The organism is Cupriavidus basilensis (assembly GCF_029335485.1).
GTDB lineage: Bacteria > Pseudomonadota > Gammaproteobacteria > Burkholderiales > Burkholderiaceae > Cupriavidus > Cupriavidus basilensis_E.
The window spans coordinates 35068-50293 of sequence record NZ_JARJLM010000006.1 but is presented as its reverse complement, the minus strand read 5'-3'; the positions used below and the strand labels follow the sequence as shown (position 1 = coordinate 50293).

Annotated in this window: 15 protein-coding genes; 7 read left to right on the top strand and 8 right to left on the bottom strand. The window is 64.2% G+C overall.

Annotated features, from left to right (window positions below):
• Window positions 1-199: hypothetical protein (locus P3W85_RS00575; protein WP_276263337.1), on the bottom strand; the 199-nt coding region annotated here is incomplete at its 3' end.
• Here P3W85_RS00575 and P3W85_RS00570 point away from each other — a divergent pair.
• A complete protein-coding gene (locus P3W85_RS00570; RefSeq protein ID WP_276263336.1) occupies window positions 182-2491 on the top strand; it encodes a DNA repair protein in 2310 nt (769 codons plus the stop codon). The two genes, P3W85_RS00575 and P3W85_RS00570, sit on opposite strands and share 18 nt — an antisense overlap.
• A gap of 113 nt (window positions 2492-2604) precedes the next feature.
• Here the strand turns inward: P3W85_RS00570 and P3W85_RS00565 are convergent, their stop codons facing one another.
• Both P3W85_RS00565 and radC read right to left on the bottom strand, forming a co-directional pair.
• A complete protein-coding gene (locus P3W85_RS00565; protein ID WP_276263335.1) occupies window positions 2605-2913 on the bottom strand; it encodes a hypothetical protein in 309 nt (102 codons plus the stop codon).
• Between the two features lie 159 nt (window positions 2914-3072).
• The gene (radC, locus tag P3W85_RS00560) at window positions 3073-3648 is read right to left on the bottom strand and encodes a RadC family protein (RefSeq protein WP_276263334.1); all 576 of its coding nucleotides are present in this window, start codon (window positions 3646-3648) and stop codon (window positions 3073-3075) included.
• 295 nt (window positions 3649-3943) lie between these two features.
• Between radC and P3W85_RS00555 the strand changes: the two genes are divergently transcribed.
• The gene (locus P3W85_RS00555) at window positions 3944-4207 is read left to right on the top strand and encodes a hypothetical protein (protein ID WP_276263333.1); all 264 of its coding nucleotides are present in this window, start codon (window positions 3944-3946) and stop codon (window positions 4205-4207) included.
• A 132-nt stretch (window positions 4208-4339) separates the two neighbouring features.
• Here the strand turns inward: P3W85_RS00555 and P3W85_RS00550 are convergent, their stop codons facing one another.
• Window positions 4340-4834 (bottom strand): hypothetical protein, encoded by a 495-nt coding sequence (locus tag P3W85_RS00550; protein ID WP_276263332.1) that lies wholly within the window; start codon window positions 4832-4834, stop codon window positions 4340-4342.
• Between the two features lie 123 nt (window positions 4835-4957).
• Here P3W85_RS00550 and P3W85_RS00545 point away from each other — a divergent pair, with 123 nt between their 5' ends.
• A complete protein-coding gene (locus P3W85_RS00545) occupies window positions 4958-5188 on the top strand; it encodes a hypothetical protein (protein ID WP_276263331.1) in 231 nt (76 codons plus the stop codon).
• Between the two features lie 59 nt (window positions 5189-5247).
• Here the strand turns inward: P3W85_RS00545 and P3W85_RS00540 are convergent, their stop codons facing one another.
• Window positions 5248-5424, bottom strand: a complete 177-nt coding sequence (locus P3W85_RS00540) for a hypothetical protein (RefSeq protein WP_276263330.1) — start codon at window positions 5422-5424, stop codon at window positions 5248-5250.
• A gap of 364 nt (window positions 5425-5788) precedes the next feature.
• Between P3W85_RS00540 and P3W85_RS00535 the strand changes: the two genes are divergently transcribed.
• A complete protein-coding gene (locus P3W85_RS00535; protein WP_276263338.1) occupies window positions 5789-6031 on the top strand; it encodes a hypothetical protein in 243 nt (80 codons plus the stop codon).
• A 102-nt stretch (window positions 6032-6133) separates the two neighbouring features.
• Here P3W85_RS00535 and P3W85_RS00530 read toward each other — a convergent pair whose 3' ends face one another.
• On the bottom strand, window positions 6134-6529 hold the full coding sequence (locus tag P3W85_RS00530; RefSeq protein ID WP_276263329.1) for a winged helix-turn-helix transcriptional regulator: 396 nt from the start codon (window positions 6527-6529) through the stop codon (window positions 6134-6136).
• 117 nt (window positions 6530-6646) lie between these two features.
• On the opposite strand from P3W85_RS00530, the gene P3W85_RS00525 reads away from it, so the two are divergent.
• Window positions 6647-7111, top strand: a complete 465-nt coding sequence (locus P3W85_RS00525; RefSeq protein WP_276263328.1) for a nuclear transport factor 2 family protein — start codon at window positions 6647-6649, stop codon at window positions 7109-7111.
• A complete protein-coding gene (locus tag P3W85_RS00520; RefSeq protein ID WP_276263327.1) occupies window positions 7108-7716 on the top strand; it encodes an FMN-dependent NADH-azoreductase in 609 nt (202 codons plus the stop codon). The genes P3W85_RS00525 and P3W85_RS00520 overlap by 4 nt, the downstream gene beginning before the upstream one ends.
• Window positions 7717-7814: 98 nt before the next feature.
• On the opposite strand, the gene P3W85_RS00515 is transcribed toward P3W85_RS00520, so the two are convergent.
• Window positions 7815-8711 (bottom strand): AraC family transcriptional regulator, encoded by an 897-nt coding sequence (locus P3W85_RS00515; protein ID WP_276263326.1) that lies wholly within the window; start codon window positions 8709-8711, stop codon window positions 7815-7817.
• A 99-nt stretch (window positions 8712-8810) separates the two neighbouring features.
• Here P3W85_RS00515 and P3W85_RS00510 point away from each other — a divergent pair, with 99 nt between their 5' ends.
• On the top strand, window positions 8811-9554 hold the full coding sequence (locus tag P3W85_RS00510; protein WP_276263325.1) for an SDR family oxidoreductase: 744 nt from the start codon (window positions 8811-8813) through the stop codon (window positions 9552-9554).
• A 281-nt stretch (window positions 9555-9835) separates the two neighbouring features.
• Here P3W85_RS00510 and P3W85_RS00505 read toward each other — a convergent pair whose 3' ends face one another.
• Window positions 9836-14587, bottom strand: a complete 4752-nt coding sequence (locus tag P3W85_RS00505; RefSeq protein WP_276263324.1) for an Eco57I restriction-modification methylase domain-containing protein — start codon at window positions 14585-14587, stop codon at window positions 9836-9838.
• Between the last annotated feature and the right edge of the window lie 639 nt (window positions 14588-15226).

Below are 15226 nucleotides of genomic sequence, written 5' to 3'. Positions count from 1 at the left end.
TAGGACATTCATCCCTGAATTGCGAGGTATGACCATGCAACCGCTTCAACTCACCCTCAAGGGCTTTCGCGGCATCCGCGACGGACTGGGGCGCGACACGCTCACGCTGGACTTCGAGCGGCTGGCCGATGGCGCTGCCCTGGTGGCCATTGCCGGCGCGAATGGCCGGGGCAAGACCACCGTGATCGACAACATGCACCCGTATCTCACCATGCCTTCGCGCGCCGCGCAGGCCGGGCCGGGCGGGTTTTCCTACTATGACCATGTCTACCTTCCCGAGAACGAAAAGGACCTGATCTGGGCTCATGGCGGGCTCAGCTACCGATCCCAGGTTGTGGTTCGGCTCAACGGCCGGCGACGGACCGAGGCCTTCCTTTTCGAACTCGCCGGCGATGGTGCCTGGAAGCCCGTGGTGCTGGACGATGGGACGGTGGCGGATGGGAAGGTGGACGGTTACGCACGCTGCGTCGAGGCCATCTGCGGCAGTGCCGATACCTTCTTCACCTCCGTGTTTGCGGCCCAAGGCAAGCGGCAACTGAGCGGCTACCGCAACGCCGAGATCAAGACCCTGCTGGCCGACCTGCTGGGGCAGGAGGAGATCCAGGCGCTGGGACGCAAGGCGGCGGAGACGGCGCGGCTGCTCAGGGCGGCCTTCGCGGCCATCCGTCAGGAGCAGGCAGGCCTGGCCGACGAGACCAGACGCGTCGACGAGGAACGCCGCCGGCTCGCTGGCGCCGGCGAGCGCGTGCGCCTCGGCATGACGGCGCGGCAGGTGGCGCAGGGCGCGCTGGAAGAATGCCGCACCCGCTGCGCTCGGCTGTCTGCGGAGGCCGACCAGTCGCGGGCCACCGAGGCGCGCCGCACGCAGCTGCAGGGTGAATGCCGCTCCGTGATCCGGGCGGGCAAGCAGGCCATCGAAGCCTTGAAGGCCCAGGAACAGACGGAAGCGCAGCGCCTGACACGGTTGGAGCAGCGCATCGCGCAACGGCATGCCCAGGCGCGCAACCGTCGGCAGGTCTTGGAGCACCAGCGGCGGCAATGCCTGGCGGTGCTGGATGCGGAGGCCGTGGTGACAAGGGCGGCGCGGCTTCGGACCTTGGCGGAATACGTGGCGGGTCAGCGCCTTGCGCGGGTTGACGGTGCGCGGCAGCGGGTCGCGCAGCTGACCCAGGTCCAGGCCGCGGAGCGTGCGGCCGCGCTGAAACTTGTCGCCATCGAGCGCGAAGCAGGACAGGCCGCGCTCAAGGCGGATGAACTGGCGCGGCGCTTCGGGCTGACCGAGGAAGTGCCGTGTGCCGGCACGGATCTGCAAGGGTGCTGCAAGCTGTTGGGCGATGCGCGCGAAGCGCAGGCCCTGCTGCCCAGCGCGCAGGGCGCGATCCGGCGCTTTGCGCGGGACCGGATGGTGGCTCAGCAGGAGCGGGAAGCCTCGCAGCGCCAACTCGTATCGCTGGCGGATGCACCAACGGCCTTGCTGCAGGCCGAGCGTCGGGCCAAGGGGGCGCGGGAACGGGCGTCGCGACTGGCCCTGCTGGCGGCCCAGGCCGGAGAAATGCACCGGACGCGGGCGGCGCTGGCTGAACTGGAACGCGAACTCGCGGCGATCGGGCCGCGGGATGCCGACGGGCAGGCGCCGGCGGAGACCGCCGACGAGCTTGCCGAACGCCAGCAGGTAGAAGCCGGGCGCCGGGCTATCGCGTGCCAACGAGAACAGCAGGCCAAACACTACCGGGCTACCCTGGATCGGTTGGAGCAGGCCTTGTTGGCATTGCCGCCTCCCTTCGACGATCAAGCGTTGGCGCAGGCCCAGTCGGCGATGGCGTCGGCAGCCCAGGTGCTCGCGGCTGCCGAACAGGCTCATCTGCGTGCCGTCCAGGATGCCGAAGCCCTGAGCGCCCTGGGGCGCCAAGCCGACGCGCTGACCGGTCGGCAGGCCCAAGTCGCAGGGCGCATGGCGCGGATCGAGACCGAGCTGGGCGCCTGGAACCTGTTTGCCAAATGCATGAGCAACGACGGCCTGATCGCGCTGGCCATCGATGACGCGGGCCCGGCCCTGTCGGGGCTGTCGAATGACCTGCTGCTGGCCTGCTATGGGCCGCGCTTCACGGTGTCCATCCAGACCCTCGTGGAGACGGCCAAGGGCGATCAGAAAGAGGGCTTCGACATCATCGTCTACGACGGCGAGACCGGGGAAAGCAAGAGCATCGGTTTGATGAGCGGAGGCGAGAAGACCTTCATCGAGGCCTGTTTGACGCGGGCGATTGCGCTCTATCTGGCGAGGCACACCGGCCGCGGCTACAGCACGATCTTCACGGACGAGGCCGACGGCGCGCTCGATTCGCAGCGCAAGCGCATGTTCATGGCGATGAAGCGAGAGGTGCTGCGCCTCGGTGGCTACGAACGTGAGTTCTTCGTGTCGCAGACGCCGGAGCTGGTGGAACTAGCCGATGCCGTGATCGACCTCACCGCGATGAGTGCGCCTGGCGTATGAGTGGGCTGACGGTCGGAACCGCGGAATCGCCAGGGCGGGGCCATTGTCGTCCGGCCGCCGTCCTTCCGGAGCCGATGGCGCTCCTGGACGCGGCGGCGCCGGACGATGGCTTGTCAGCAGCCCAAATTAATCCGATCGAAGATCGGCAGTCCATCGATCAACTCGGCTTCCGGGTCGAATTTCAGCCAAACCACGCCGGCGAGTTCCGCGACCTCGAAGATCGTCGCCAGGCCCGGCTCGTCGGGAGTGCGGTAGCACAGGGTCCCCACATAGACACAGCCGCCTAATTCGTTGGGGTAGGCATTGACCGAGAGATCGTCGTTCGCCAGCTTCAAGCGGGTGTTCGGCGTCAGATGGCGGGTGGACAGGGCTACCAGGAATTCGGCCTGCTCACGCAGGCGGCTCGCGGTGCTTGCTTCCATGAGTGGCGCCTCCTTTCAAGGGCAATAGTGACTCATGCAGGCGGCGAGCCGCAGCGCAACCCATACTGCGATCTCGACATCCCCAACGACAGCCCGGCGTCCTCCAATACCTGGAGGCGCCGGTCACGACATTGTTCAGCATCCTGTAACCTGCGGCCTCTACAGTAAGCCACATTCGGCAAAAGAGACCACCTCGTCGCCGCTGACCACAAAGTGGTCGATGAGTCGCACGTCCACCAATGCCAGGGCACTGCGCAGGGTTTGCGTGAGTACTTCGTCTGCCCGGCTCGGCCGCGGCTGGCCGCTTGAGGGGTGATTGTGCGCGATCGCGATCGCAGCCGCGTTGTGGGCCAGTGCGCTCTTGATCACTTCGCGTGGATAGACCGAAGTTTGGGTCAGCGTCCCGCGAAACAGCTCCTCCATATCGATGACCCGATGGCGGCAGTCGAGGTAGACCACCAGGAAGATTTCGTGCTCGAGGCCGGCGCAACGCAGGCGCAGCCAGTCGCGCAAGGCCTGTGGCGAGGACATGATCGGACTGTCACGCAGATCCTCGTGCAGATCGCGCAAGAGCAGTTCTCTGGCGACGCCGAGGCGGTGGGCAAGGATTTGTTGAACTGCGGTATCGGTGGGCTGGAGGGCCTGCAGTTCGCCAACGTAGGATGTCTCGATACCGACAGAGGGCGCCAGCAGCTCGCGGACGAGTTCGGCCCGGGAAACGGTGGAATAGTCCATGGTGTTCTCCTGTGATGGCAGCGGGAACACGCGATCCCGCAGGGATGGTGTCCCGACGGGAATGGAGGCCGGCAGGCGGCCTGGAAATGGATGGCAGCTGCAAGCCGCCACCTTGGCATTGCGTCAATGCAATGACGGCAATCAGATCCCTGATCGACTACAAAATCGCACTGTAGTGAGACTGGATTCGGGTCCAATCGCAGCAGAAATATCTTTTGAGAATCGCTTGTCAAATACGCGACACGCGTCGTGAATGGGTTCAAGATGGCCAGCGAAATCGATTGGATACAAGGCCATGCTTCGCCTCGGCAACCACGTACGCCTGACCCGCAGGGAGATCGAGCGCTTCCATGAAATCACCGACTTCGAGCCGGCCGGAATTCGCACGCTCGCCGATCTGGACGCTTATATCGCCCGGTGCAAGGCGCACTACTGGGGCGCGTCGAGGGAGACACGGTTCCTGCACTGGCTCATTGACGAGGAGTACGCCCAATGCTGGCGTCCACCTGAGCCCAGGGCGCGTGTCGGACATCCTACCAACCGGAAATCAGCTCCATAGATCCCTGCAGCCGCGATCGGAGAAGGTCGCGCGCCACACGCACCACCGAGTAGGGCGGGCGCGGGCGTCGACGGCTTCGATGTCCCGTGACCCGGGACATACCAGGCGGCTTGCGGGCCGGGTGTCACTTGCTCAGGCGGTTGCCCGTGACGACGGCGCGGGGCTGGTCGCTAGCGCGTCGGCTTGAGGCTCCGCCTGCTGCTGGTCGAAGGCTGTTCGCTTGGCCGCGAACTCCCGCTTGGGCGCCAAGCGTCGTGTCTGCGCTTGGGCAGGCTCGGGCATGGCTTCAGGCAGGCATTCGGCAGCCAGTTCGGCACCGCGTTCGAACCGTCGGCGCGTCAGACGCGGGAACTGTATGAACAGTGCGCTGAACATCGACCGGACAAACTGCCCGACCCGTTTGTTGCGGGCTTGGCGTGCCTTGGCTTCGCGCAGACTCTCCTTGCAGCACAGATAGAGCGCCAGGTGCTGGCGCTTCATCTCCGGGTCTGCATCGAGCTGGGACAGCACCTCCGCCGCGATGGACGCATCGCTGCGCACGCGTCGGTAGAAGCCGACCCAGGCTTTCTCTTCCTCGGTGTCGACGCTGGCGCGTCGGGAGCGAGGGCGAGTTTTCTCCAAGGACATGGTGTTTCTCCAGTAAATTGGAGGCCACACCAGTCCCCCGCGAGGAGGTGGTGGACTCTCACGGGTTGAAGGAAAGCATGCGCCAGCTATGCTAAGCACACACACGACAAGGGCCTCCCACACATGCTCCGTGCAGGCGACACGCGACGGTTCACGCCCGACGAAATCGAGGGCTTCCGAAAACTCGGACTCGACTTCGACAGGGCGCGAACACGGGACGACATCGCACTCGCATTGACACAGTGGGCCGATGCGGTGAACGATGGACGTCCCGATCTGCTGGAAAAGATCGCCATGGCCATGGCGAAGGCCAAGGGCGTCCCGCTACCCGCACACTTGACGCGGGTGCGCTGACACGCTGGCCTGACCGATGCCTTCGGCGATGCGCCGGCGGTAGAGGCCGATCGGCATGATCAGGCCGCTTCCGCGCACGGCTCGGAGGCGGTGCCGGAACGTCGATCAACGTCAGGCAGCGGCTTCAGCAACGCGGGAACGACCGATACATGGGCCACGGGCGGCCGGGCATGCCCGGAACCTCCCAACAGCACAGCAATCGGACGCGACGCGTTGAACTCAGGGTTTGCGAACATGGTGTTCTCCTTCAGGAATGAATGGGAACACCCATCCCTGGCGGGGAACTTGGGGTTCCCCGCCAGGGATGCTCTGCCGGAGGGCAGGGCGGCTCGGCACGCGTCGGTTGACGCGCGATATGAAGGCTCCCACGTCTGGCGAAGCGGAGCCCTCGGATCGTTGCCGCTCGACCCGTGGGGCGTGCGGCAAGGACAGGACTCAGCCAGGTGGCAGAGCCCAACACAAGGTCACGGAAAGGACCTGACCCGACGGAGGCCGGATCGCTCAAAGGCAGGTAACGACTGCGACGCCAGCGAAGCTGGACTTCAGGGCAGCCGAAGCGGCCGATGAAGGCTGCGCGGACGCGATGTCCACAAGTAGCGTTTGGAGTATCGCCTGCCGGTGCGTCCGCGCCAAGACGGCATTGACGATTGCCACACGCAACTGACCGGTTTACATGTGCGAAGACGGGTCAATGACGGTGCACCGCGGATTGTGCGAGCACGGCACGCGCAGCGGACCGGATCAAGGCCTCTGGGCTTCTCGCTGGTGCCGTGGAAGCCGGTGATCGAACAGCGGCTGGAGCAGCAGATTGCCGCGACGGTGAGCGGCAGTGGGGTGTCATGAGCAATGGGGCGGCAGCGCGGGCCATCCGTGGGGTGACGATCGAGCGATGCCTACCAGCAAAGCACAGCAAAGGCGCTTGGTGCTGGTCCGAAATGGGAGCCGCTACTTCGCGTCATAAGCGGATTGCGCCTGCCTGACCTGTTCCCAGTTGGCCTTGGCCCAATCGACCAGTCCCTGCGTCGGGAGCAGGAGGCTCCGTCCGAGGTCTGTCATCTCGTACTCGACACGGGGCGGCACTTCGGGAAATACCTCGCGAATCGCCAGACCATCGCGTTCGAGATTCCTCAGGGTCAAGGAGAGCATTCGCTGCGAAATCCCAGGCACCGCGCGTTCGAGCTGGGAAAAGCGGGCGCGCCCACCGAGCAGGTCTAGCGACAGCACCACGAAGATCGTCCACTTGTCGCCGATCTTCGTCAGCAGCTCCCGGACCGCCATCGGGTCCGAGCTTTTGCAGATGGCGGCGGGGTCCAATTGACCTGACTTGCTCGGCTTCTTCATCACTTACCTCGGTGTTAGCGACTGATCTTAAAGTGCCTTCTTCTTCGGAACAAGCTTCCTGTTTATATTTAACTCTCATTTCGTAAGCAACTACGCAAAACGCGAAAGGAGTCTGGAATGCCTAAGCCGAAATACGCTGCCTTCAACCCCGCTGCCCCTTACTTCGATCTGGTTCGAGAGGCGCTAGGTGATCTTGTCGATGGCGAACACTTCTTCGATGTCGTCACCGACAACACCGTCTACGAGGTTCTCTATGACGTCCCCGGTTGGCCTCGCGTCATTCGGGGCCGCACCGACCTGATGACTGCGTTCAGGGGCTACGTCGACAACATCGCTCTGCAATCCGCCGATCAACTGGTTGTCCACCAGACGGAGGGAGGTCGTGTCGTCGTCATCGAATACGGGGTTCACGGAATCATCCTCGCGACGGACGTGAAATACGACAACCGCTTCTGCTCCATCATCAGGATCGAGAACCGGAAGGTCGCGCACTGGAGGGACTACATGGACTCTCTTGCAGCCTGGAACGCATTGACCGCGCGGGCTCGCCCTGCGGCCAACTCCCAGGAGGTGTCGCGATGAACACCATCCTTTTCATCGAAGCCAGCCCGAGAGGGAAGGCTTCCGCAAGCCGATCGGTCTCTGACACGCTTGCCGCGCGGCTCACCGATCTCTATCCGTCGGCCAAGCTGATACGGCGCAATCTGGCCGCCGAGCATCTTCCCCATCTGGACGACACCACGCTTCGGGCCATCTCGACGAAGGACGCAGACGAGGCGGAACGGCTGAAGGAGGCGGCCCGGCAGTCGGATCAACTGATTGACGAGCTTTTGGAGTCCGATCTTCTGGTGATCGCAACGCCGATGTGGAATTTCGGGATCCCTTCGGCCCTCAAAGCCTGGATCGACCTCGTCGTGCGGCCGGGCAGAACCTTCCAGTACGCCGACAGCGGTGTCCTGGGGCTGGCAAAGGACAAGAAGGCTATCCTAGTCTTGGCTTCCGGCGGCGTGTTCACGAGTGGCCCGTGGCGCCCGTGGGATTTCGTTGAGCCTTACCTGCGCCAGATCCTGGGCTTCATCGGCATCGTGGATGTGCAGACGGTTCGGGCCGAAGGCATGAACATCCCCGATTTGGCTATCGGCGCGGTGCCGAGGGCCAACAAGGCCGTCGAGGAGCTGGCTTTATAGGGATCGTTCCCGTCAATGAAGCTGCACCGTCTGCAGTAATTGCTCATCCCCGACGATCCTCGGCTAACGGGATTCATGTGGCCGAGGGCTGGCAATGTTCAATGCAAGCGAGCGTAGTGACTTGGCGGTTGGCCGACATACCGACTAAATGCGGTGCTGAACGCGCTTGCTGATCCATAACCTACTCGTTCGGCGACTGTTGCGATTCCAACATCACCCTTCCGGAGCAGATCTTTGGCGATAGCCATGCGCCACGCCAGCAGGTACTCCATTGGAGGCAGTCCCACGGCGCATGTGAATCGCTCGAAGAATGCGGACCGTGACAGTGCGGCCTTCTTTGCGAGTTCCTCCACTGTCCAAGACCGGGAGGGATCACCGTGCATGAGTCGCATCGCTGTCGCGAGCCTGGTATCAGCCAACCCGCGAAGCAGCCCCGCGGGCGTATCTGTTTCGGCCATTGAGCGCAGCGCTTCGACAAGCAGAACCTCCACTAGCCTGACGAGGACATGATCGCGCCCCGGGCGCTGCTCCAAGGACTCTTCTCTGACGAGCTGCACTAGGGTGGAGAGCCGCTCCACACCGCGCACATGCAATAGCACAGGCAATAGTGATACCAGCAACGCAGCATCCGGAGAATCAAACAGAAAGTACCCGCCGAGCATGCGTACATCAGGTCGGCCACCGCGTCTTCCGTGGCGGACCTCACCCGTCGGAGAAAGCATCGTCTTCGGATTGATCTGTTCAGGCGTCACGGGCTCGAACCCGGTCATGGTGAAGCCGGGTGTTGCAGGCATGAGCACGAAGTCTCCCGCCTTGAGCGTGATGGATTCCTGCCCATCGACCGTCAGAAGACAGCTGCCTTCGAGGACAGTGCAGAAGCTTGGCTGCTCGAAGGCAGAGTAGCGAACGCCCCACCGACCAGCTCCGCTGATGAGCTTGCTGAACACAGTCCGAGGTCGGAGCAAGGTGATGACCTCAGATAGCGGATCGACCATGTCTGGACTCTGGATAATGAAATGTGGACTAAAAATTATAGTCAGTCCTGATCCTAATGGCTATCGTTACGTCACCCCTAACCACTGAGGAAAGCCATCATGAACACAGTACTCGTCACGGGTTGCTCATCCGGCTATGGCCTGGAAACCGCCCGCCACTTCCATTCAAGGGGCTGGAACGTGATCGCCACCATGCGTATCCCACGTGAAGACATCCTGCCCCATTCGGACCGCTTGCGCGTGCTTGCGCTGGACGTGACCAAGCCCGAGAGCATTGCCGCTGCGATCAAGGCGGCTGGCCCCATCGATGTGCTCGTCAACAACGCAGGCATTGGTGTTGTCGGCGCGTTTGAGGCTACGTCGATGGCCACGACCCGCGAGGTGTTCGAGACCAATACCTTCGGTGTCATGGCGATGATGCAGGCGGTCGTACCCCAATTCCGAGAGCGCAAGTCCGGCGTGATCGTGAACGTGACTTCCAGCGTGACGCTGGCGGCGATGCCGTTGGCTGGCGTCTATACGGCCAGCAAGACAGCGATCGAAGGACTCACTGGCTCGGTGGCGTTCGAGCTTGCTGCCTTCAACATCCGCGTCAAGCTGGTCGAGCCGGGCTATGGCCCCACGACTCGCTTCACCGAAAACGGAAGCACCCGCATGCAGGGGTTGATTCCCCAAGCCTACATGGCGTTCGCCGAGCCTATCTTCGCTGCGTTTGCCAAGCCAGCTACGGTGACAACGGGGGCTGACGTGGCCGAAGTAGTGTGGCAGGCGGCGAACGATACGTCGGAGCAGCTTCATTTTGCGGCCGGTCCGGATGCCGTTGCTCTTGCCACGGCGAAGTAGATTGGATCGGAACAGATCTCGCTGCTTCAGGGCCTCTTGCCGAGCGCGCTCGATAAGGGCGCGTGGGTACGCATCCTACGACGTAGCAGGGTGCATTGCTGACGCGCCCCGTGCAACATCGATTCTGGCTATTACGACATGCGTGAAGTGTCAGCATGCCGCGGAGCGCGCGAATTCATGTGACTTGTGTTGCTTCGCACGGCCCAGGCTTTGCGCGACGGCGCAATGCACACTGCCAAAACAAAACCCCCACAGCCTTTCGGCCATGGGGGTGAAATGGATCAAGCGACTTGCCGCATCTCTTCGGCGTCAACCTTTGTGCTGCCGGCCTCGTCCTTGTCCAGGTCGAGCTGCTTGAGCAACTCGCGCTGGCGGATCAGCAGATCGGTCAGACGGCTTTCGTGCTCGAAGGTCCGTGCCAATTCCAGCCGCAGGTCTTCCAGCCGCTTGCGGCGGGTGACCAACTGTGCCACGGCATCTGCGTGCTGTTTGCCCACCGACTCCAGCGCGCCGAGCAGGGCCGCCACCAGCGCCGGACCCGTTTGATAGGGCTCGGCGTTGTACAGGCAGTGGCCCGCCAGGTACAGGTTGGGGGTCTCTTCGCCGCGCGCGGCCAGGATGCCCAGATCGAAGCCGCCGCAGCGGCCGACAATCCTCTCGATCATGCGGCTCGCCGTGCGCACTTCTTCCTTTGCAGCCTTCACCAGGCCGCGCATCGCCTCGCCCACTGCATCGGGGCCGACGATCCTGCGGCCGGACAGATCGATCGTGATGCCCTGCATGGTCTGCGGTTCGATGCGGGCCACGTCATGCGCATGTAGCGCGATCCGCTTCTCCAGCGACTCGATCATCATCGGCAGCCGGCCCACTTCGCTTTCGTTGGCATAGCGCTGGTTGCGCCACACCGAGAACAGCGTCGATAGCATGGCCACCTCCGCGTCGATCCCGGCCTTCTCGATCACCAGCGGATTGCCCGACGCCAAGGCCTTGACCTCGGCATAGGACAACGCCGCCAGCTCCACATCCTCCAGCGACCGGATGCCCTTGTCGCCCTTCATCACCTGGGCGATGAAACGCGCTTTGGTCTCCAGCGTCTGCCACATGTAACTGTCAAATGACCCTTCCGTCACATACCGGAAGATCTCCACCTCCTCACATTCATTGCCCTGGCGCAGGATGCGCCCTTCGCGCTGTTCGACGTCGCAGGGACGCCAGGGCGCATCGAGGTGATGCAGGGCCACCAGGCGCGTCTGCACATTGGTGCCGACGCCCATCTTGGCCGTCGACCCCAGCAGCACCCGCACTCGGCCTTCCCGCACAGCCTTGAACAACGTGGCCTTCTGGACGTCGGTCTCGGCGTCATGGACGACGGCGATCGCCTTGTCGGGGATGCCGGCATCGATCAAACGCTTCCGCAGGTCGTCGTAGACGCTGAAGGCCTTGCCGCCCTTGGACGAGGACAGGTCGCAGAACACCAACTGCGCACCGCGGAAATCCATCGTACGCTGCCAGATGGCATGTATCTCGCGTACACAGGCGGCCACCTTGCCGTTCTCGTCGAAGCGCGCCAGCGGCGCCACCAGCCGGAAATCCAGCGCGGCCTTGCGGCCGTCGGTGGTGATCGCCAGCATGTTGTCTTCATTCGGCTTCACGTGGCCGTTGCGGATGGCCTCGGCGCGTTCGACCAGCGTTTGCACGAAGGCCTTGAGCGAGGCGCTGGCCGGGCAGGCCACGATGCGTGGTTTGCCGCCGCGCAGTTTCGGCACCGGCAGGGCCAGCATCGCGGCCGTGCGGATGTCGGCCACTTCGCCGAACACGGCCATCAGCTCGGGCACGTTGATGAAGCGTGCGAAGCGCGTGTGCATGCGGTAGCCGCTGCCGTCCGGCGCGATCTCCAGCGCCGTGACGCTCTCGCCGAACGTGGCGGCCCAGGCGTCGAACTGTTGCAGCCCAAGCTCCTCCAGCCGGTTGGGCTGCAGGTAGCGCATCATGGTATGGATCTCGGCCATGGTGTTGGCCACCGGCGTCGCGGTCGCGAACACCACGCCGCGCTGCGCATGCCCGTGCAGCTGCATGGTGTAACGCGTCTTCAGGAACAGATCGAAGGCGCGCTCCGAGCTCGTCATCGGCAAGCCCGCCACCCGCGTCATCTTGGTGAACCGGTAGAGGTTCTTGTGCAGGTGGGCCTCGTCCACGAACAAGGCATCGATGCCCAGCAGCTCCCAGGTCAGCAAGTTGTCCTTCTTCTGGTCGGCCGACAGCTTCTCGAGCCGCACCTTCCAGTTTTTTTTCATCGCCTCGAGCTGCTTGACGATCCGGTTGGACCGATCGTTAGCCTTCTCGGCGCGCACCGCCATCTCTAGCTCATGGATGATCTCCTTGATGAATCGCTCAGTGAATTGCGGCGACATCTTGATGCGCTCGAAACTCGAGTGCGTGATGACCACCGCGTCCCAATCGCCCGTGGCGATGCGTGACACTAGCTCGCGCCGGCGATCGCCTTCCAGGTCCTCCTTCGTGGCCATCAGCACCGACGCGTTGGGGTAGAGCCGAACGAACTCCGCGGTGTACTGGGCCAGCATGTGGTTGGGGACCACATGGCAGGGCTTGCTCACGAACCCCAGTCGGCGCAGCTCCATGCTGGCGATGACACACACCGCCGTCTTGCCGGCCCCGACGACATGGAAGAGCCCCGTGTTGCCGGACTGCACGACGCGCCACACCGAGTCCAACTGGTGCGGGTGCAGCGCAAAGCAGTGCGAGAAGCCCGGCAGCTTCAGGTGTGAACCGTCGAAGCAGCGAGGACGTGTCGCGTTGAACAGGTCGTTGTAGATCCTGCACAGTTTCTCGCGCCGCGCCGTGTCCTCGAAGGCCCAGCCGGCGAACCGTTCCTTGATCAGGCCCAGCTTCTCGCGGGCGGCCAGCGTCTCGTCAGGATTGACGAAGTACCGGTCGGTTTCCGGATCGCGATCCCGTACGGTGGGAACCTGCACGTTGAGCGCGCATTGCACGAGCTCGATCGCGTTCATGCGTGAGGTGCCGAATTCCTGCGTCACCTTCACGTTCTGGCGGGCAGCCCACTCGCTGTAGGTCACCGACCAGGCGCCCGCTTCGGCCGAGTAGCCGACCTGCGTATCCTGCAGGCCCAGCACCTCCTGGATGAAAGCCTCGACGTCGATCGCCGGGATCCATACCGCGCCCAGGCGCGGTTCGATCGCCGCCGGCAGCAAGTCCTCCGGCTGCACCTGTTCCAGCGCGTCGATGTTGCGCTGGTAGGTACTGCCGGACAGCACCGCCTGCTTGAGCTTCGCTTTCACGTTGCCCGACAGGTACTCGTCGGCGGTCTTCCATTCGGCATCCGCCGGATCGCGGAAGATGTGACCCGCCTCTGCCAGGGCCGCCAGTACCGCGGATTCGGGGGCCGACAGCAAGCCGGCCATGTAGGCCGGATCGACCCGGCCGCGCCATTGGACGGAGGCCGCCAAGGCTTCGACGGGATCGCCGGCCGTGCTGGGTTCGACGACCCGGCTCAGCGTGCGCCGTGAGAACAGCGCCGCCTTGCGCGCGGTATCCGACTCTTCGTCGTAGTGCTCCAGCGACAGCAGCAGCGGATAGTCCGGGTCGCGCCGGAAGGCCAGCGCATTGGCACGCGTGGACAGGCAGCCGTACTTCGCGACGAAGCGGTCATAGGTCCCGTTGAGCATGGCCCGCAGCTGAGCCAGCCGACCGTCGGCGTCGTCCGCCAACTGCGCGTCGAGCAGGGCCCGGGCGTGTTCGCGGATGGCGCACATCCCGGTGACCCGGGCGCGCTGCGTCGCGTTGAGCTGGTCATGGACATCGACCATCTCGCTGCCCTCGACCCGGTGCACCCGCCCCTGGTGGAGGCGGTAGCTGCCGGGCCGCGCGCCGGTCTCGGCTGGAACAACGACCCGCAAGGACGCGGGTTTGTGGACGGCCGGCTGATAGACGCCGGCCGGCAGCAGGACGATGCGCTCGCGCAGCGCGGGCTTGAGGTCGCCCTCGAACACGGCCACCGGCACTTCGTCATAGCCATTGCTTTCGTGCCGGATGCGGCCGATGCAGAACTGCGGGTGCTCGGCGTACCAGGCGTTGATCGGCAGGTAGCGCTCGTAGCAGCGCGGGTGCCGCAAACTGTCGGGCACCGCTCCCAGCTTCAGCCAGTTCGCTTCGACTGTCTCCGCCCGCTGCCGCTTGCGCAGGAACAGGATGTCAGTCTGCACCTCGGTGCCGGCGAGCCCCGAGAACGCGCCCTTGGGCAGCCGGATGGCACCCAGCAGATGCGCCTGCGAAGCGATGTACTCGCGTACCGCGTCGTACTGCGCATCCATCGTGTGGCTGCTGGTGATGAAACACACCATGCCACCGGGCCGCACCAGGTCGAGCGCGCGGCCGAAGAAGTAATTGTGGATGCTGAAGCGGGCATAGGCCCGATTGCCCAGGTCGGCGACCTTGTACTTGCCGAACGGAACGTTGCCGATCACCAGGTCGAACCAGTGGTCGGGTAGGGCGGTTTTCTCGAACGGAGAGATCCGCACGTCGACGCCGCCGGGCTCGTAGAGCGCCTTGAGCAGGCGACCGGCAAGCCGATCGATCTCGACGGCCGTAACGCTGCTGCGCTCGGCCAGTCCGCGCGGCATGGCGCCGATGAAATGGCCGATGCCAGCCGCGGGTTCGAGGATGCGCCCGCCACTGAAGCCGAAACGCTCGACCGCCTGCCACATCGCCTCGATCACGTGGACCTCGGTGTAGTGGCTGTTGTTGACCGACGATCGCGCCGACTCGTAGTCCTCGGCGCCGAGCAGTGCCTGCAGACGGCGCGCACGTTCCACCCAGGCAGGATCGTCGCCGTCGAGGTTGAACGCGGCGGGCAGGCCGCCCCATCCGGTGTAACGTAGCAGGCACTTTCGCTCGTCCGGCAACAGCGCGCGGGGTTCGGATTCCTGATTCCGCAGCAGTTCGATGGCGGCGATGTTGGTTTCGAACTTCGCCACCGCGCCGCCGAGATCGGCCAAGGCACAAGCCTCCAGGAGCGGCCAGAGCTCCCGCGTACCCGTTTCTGCGTGGGTGTTGACGCGCCAACTCGCCCGGGCAGCGACCGCAGGCGACTCCGGGAGCGTGGTCGTCTCGCTGCTTTCGTGCGCGTTGACATTGACGCGAGGCGGGCCTCCGAAGAGGTCGGGTGGCTCAGGGGTTGGGGAAGGCGCCGTCGCCGGTTGTGGCGCGGCGATGAGGGCTAGGCCATCCGGCTCAAAGCCGGGCAGCCAGAGAGAAGGCGCGACGTGACGTGCCATTGGTGTGTTCTCCAGGGAAAGAGGGAACACACCTGCCCACTCGGGGAGACATGCTCCCCAGGGGTGGGAATGACGGGCGGGTTGAGTTCTTCAACCCGCCAAAGCGGTGGCGATCGACTCAGCACCGAGGCTGGATCGACGCAGCAGCGGCTGGGCCGCTGCAATCAAATGCGGGTAACGACCGCGACGCCGAACAATCGGAGCGCCCACGAGGGCGCGCGCTGGCTTAAGGCCAGATGCCCCTTCAGTCTGCGATTGCGCGGTACAGATCAACAGGGCCTTCGGCGCATTGATCGGAAAACGGGCGACGATTCCCCGCCGTTGCGGAAGGCGGTTGGTATGGGGCTTCATCCATCAGGG

Coding starts and splice junctions, on each gene's coding strand:
- P3W85_RS00565 (WP_276263335.1), bottom strand. CDS start 2,913: ATGGAAGCAAGCACCGCGAGCCGCCTGCGTGAGCAGGCCGAATTCCTG.
- radC (WP_276263334.1), bottom strand. CDS start 3,648: ATGGACTATTCCACCGTTTCCCGGGCCGAACTCGTCCGCGAGCTGCTG.
- P3W85_RS00555 (WP_276263333.1), top strand. CDS start 3,944: ATGCTTCGCCTCGGCAACCACGTACGCCTGACCCGCAGGGAGATCGAG.
- P3W85_RS00550 (WP_276263332.1), bottom strand. CDS start 4,834: ATGTCCTTGGAGAAAACTCGCCCTCGCTCCCGACGCGCCAGCGTCGAC.
- P3W85_RS00545 (WP_276263331.1), top strand. CDS start 4,958: ATGCTCCGTGCAGGCGACACGCGACGGTTCACGCCCGACGAAATCGAG.
- P3W85_RS00540 (WP_276263330.1), bottom strand. CDS start 5,424: ATGTTCGCAAACCCTGAGTTCAACGCGTCGCGTCCGATTGCTGTGCTG.
- P3W85_RS00530 (WP_276263329.1), bottom strand. CDS start 6,529: ATGAAGAAGCCGAGCAAGTCAGGTCAATTGGACCCCGCCGCCATCTGC.
- P3W85_RS00525 (WP_276263328.1), top strand. CDS start 6,647: ATGCCTAAGCCGAAATACGCTGCCTTCAACCCCGCTGCCCCTTACTTC.
- P3W85_RS00520 (WP_276263327.1), top strand. CDS start 7,108: ATGAACACCATCCTTTTCATCGAAGCCAGCCCGAGAGGGAAGGCTTCC.
- P3W85_RS00515 (WP_276263326.1), bottom strand. CDS start 8,711: ATGGTCGATCCGCTATCTGAGGTCATCACCTTGCTCCGACCTCGGACT.
- P3W85_RS00510 (WP_276263325.1), top strand. CDS start 8,811: ATGAACACAGTACTCGTCACGGGTTGCTCATCCGGCTATGGCCTGGAA.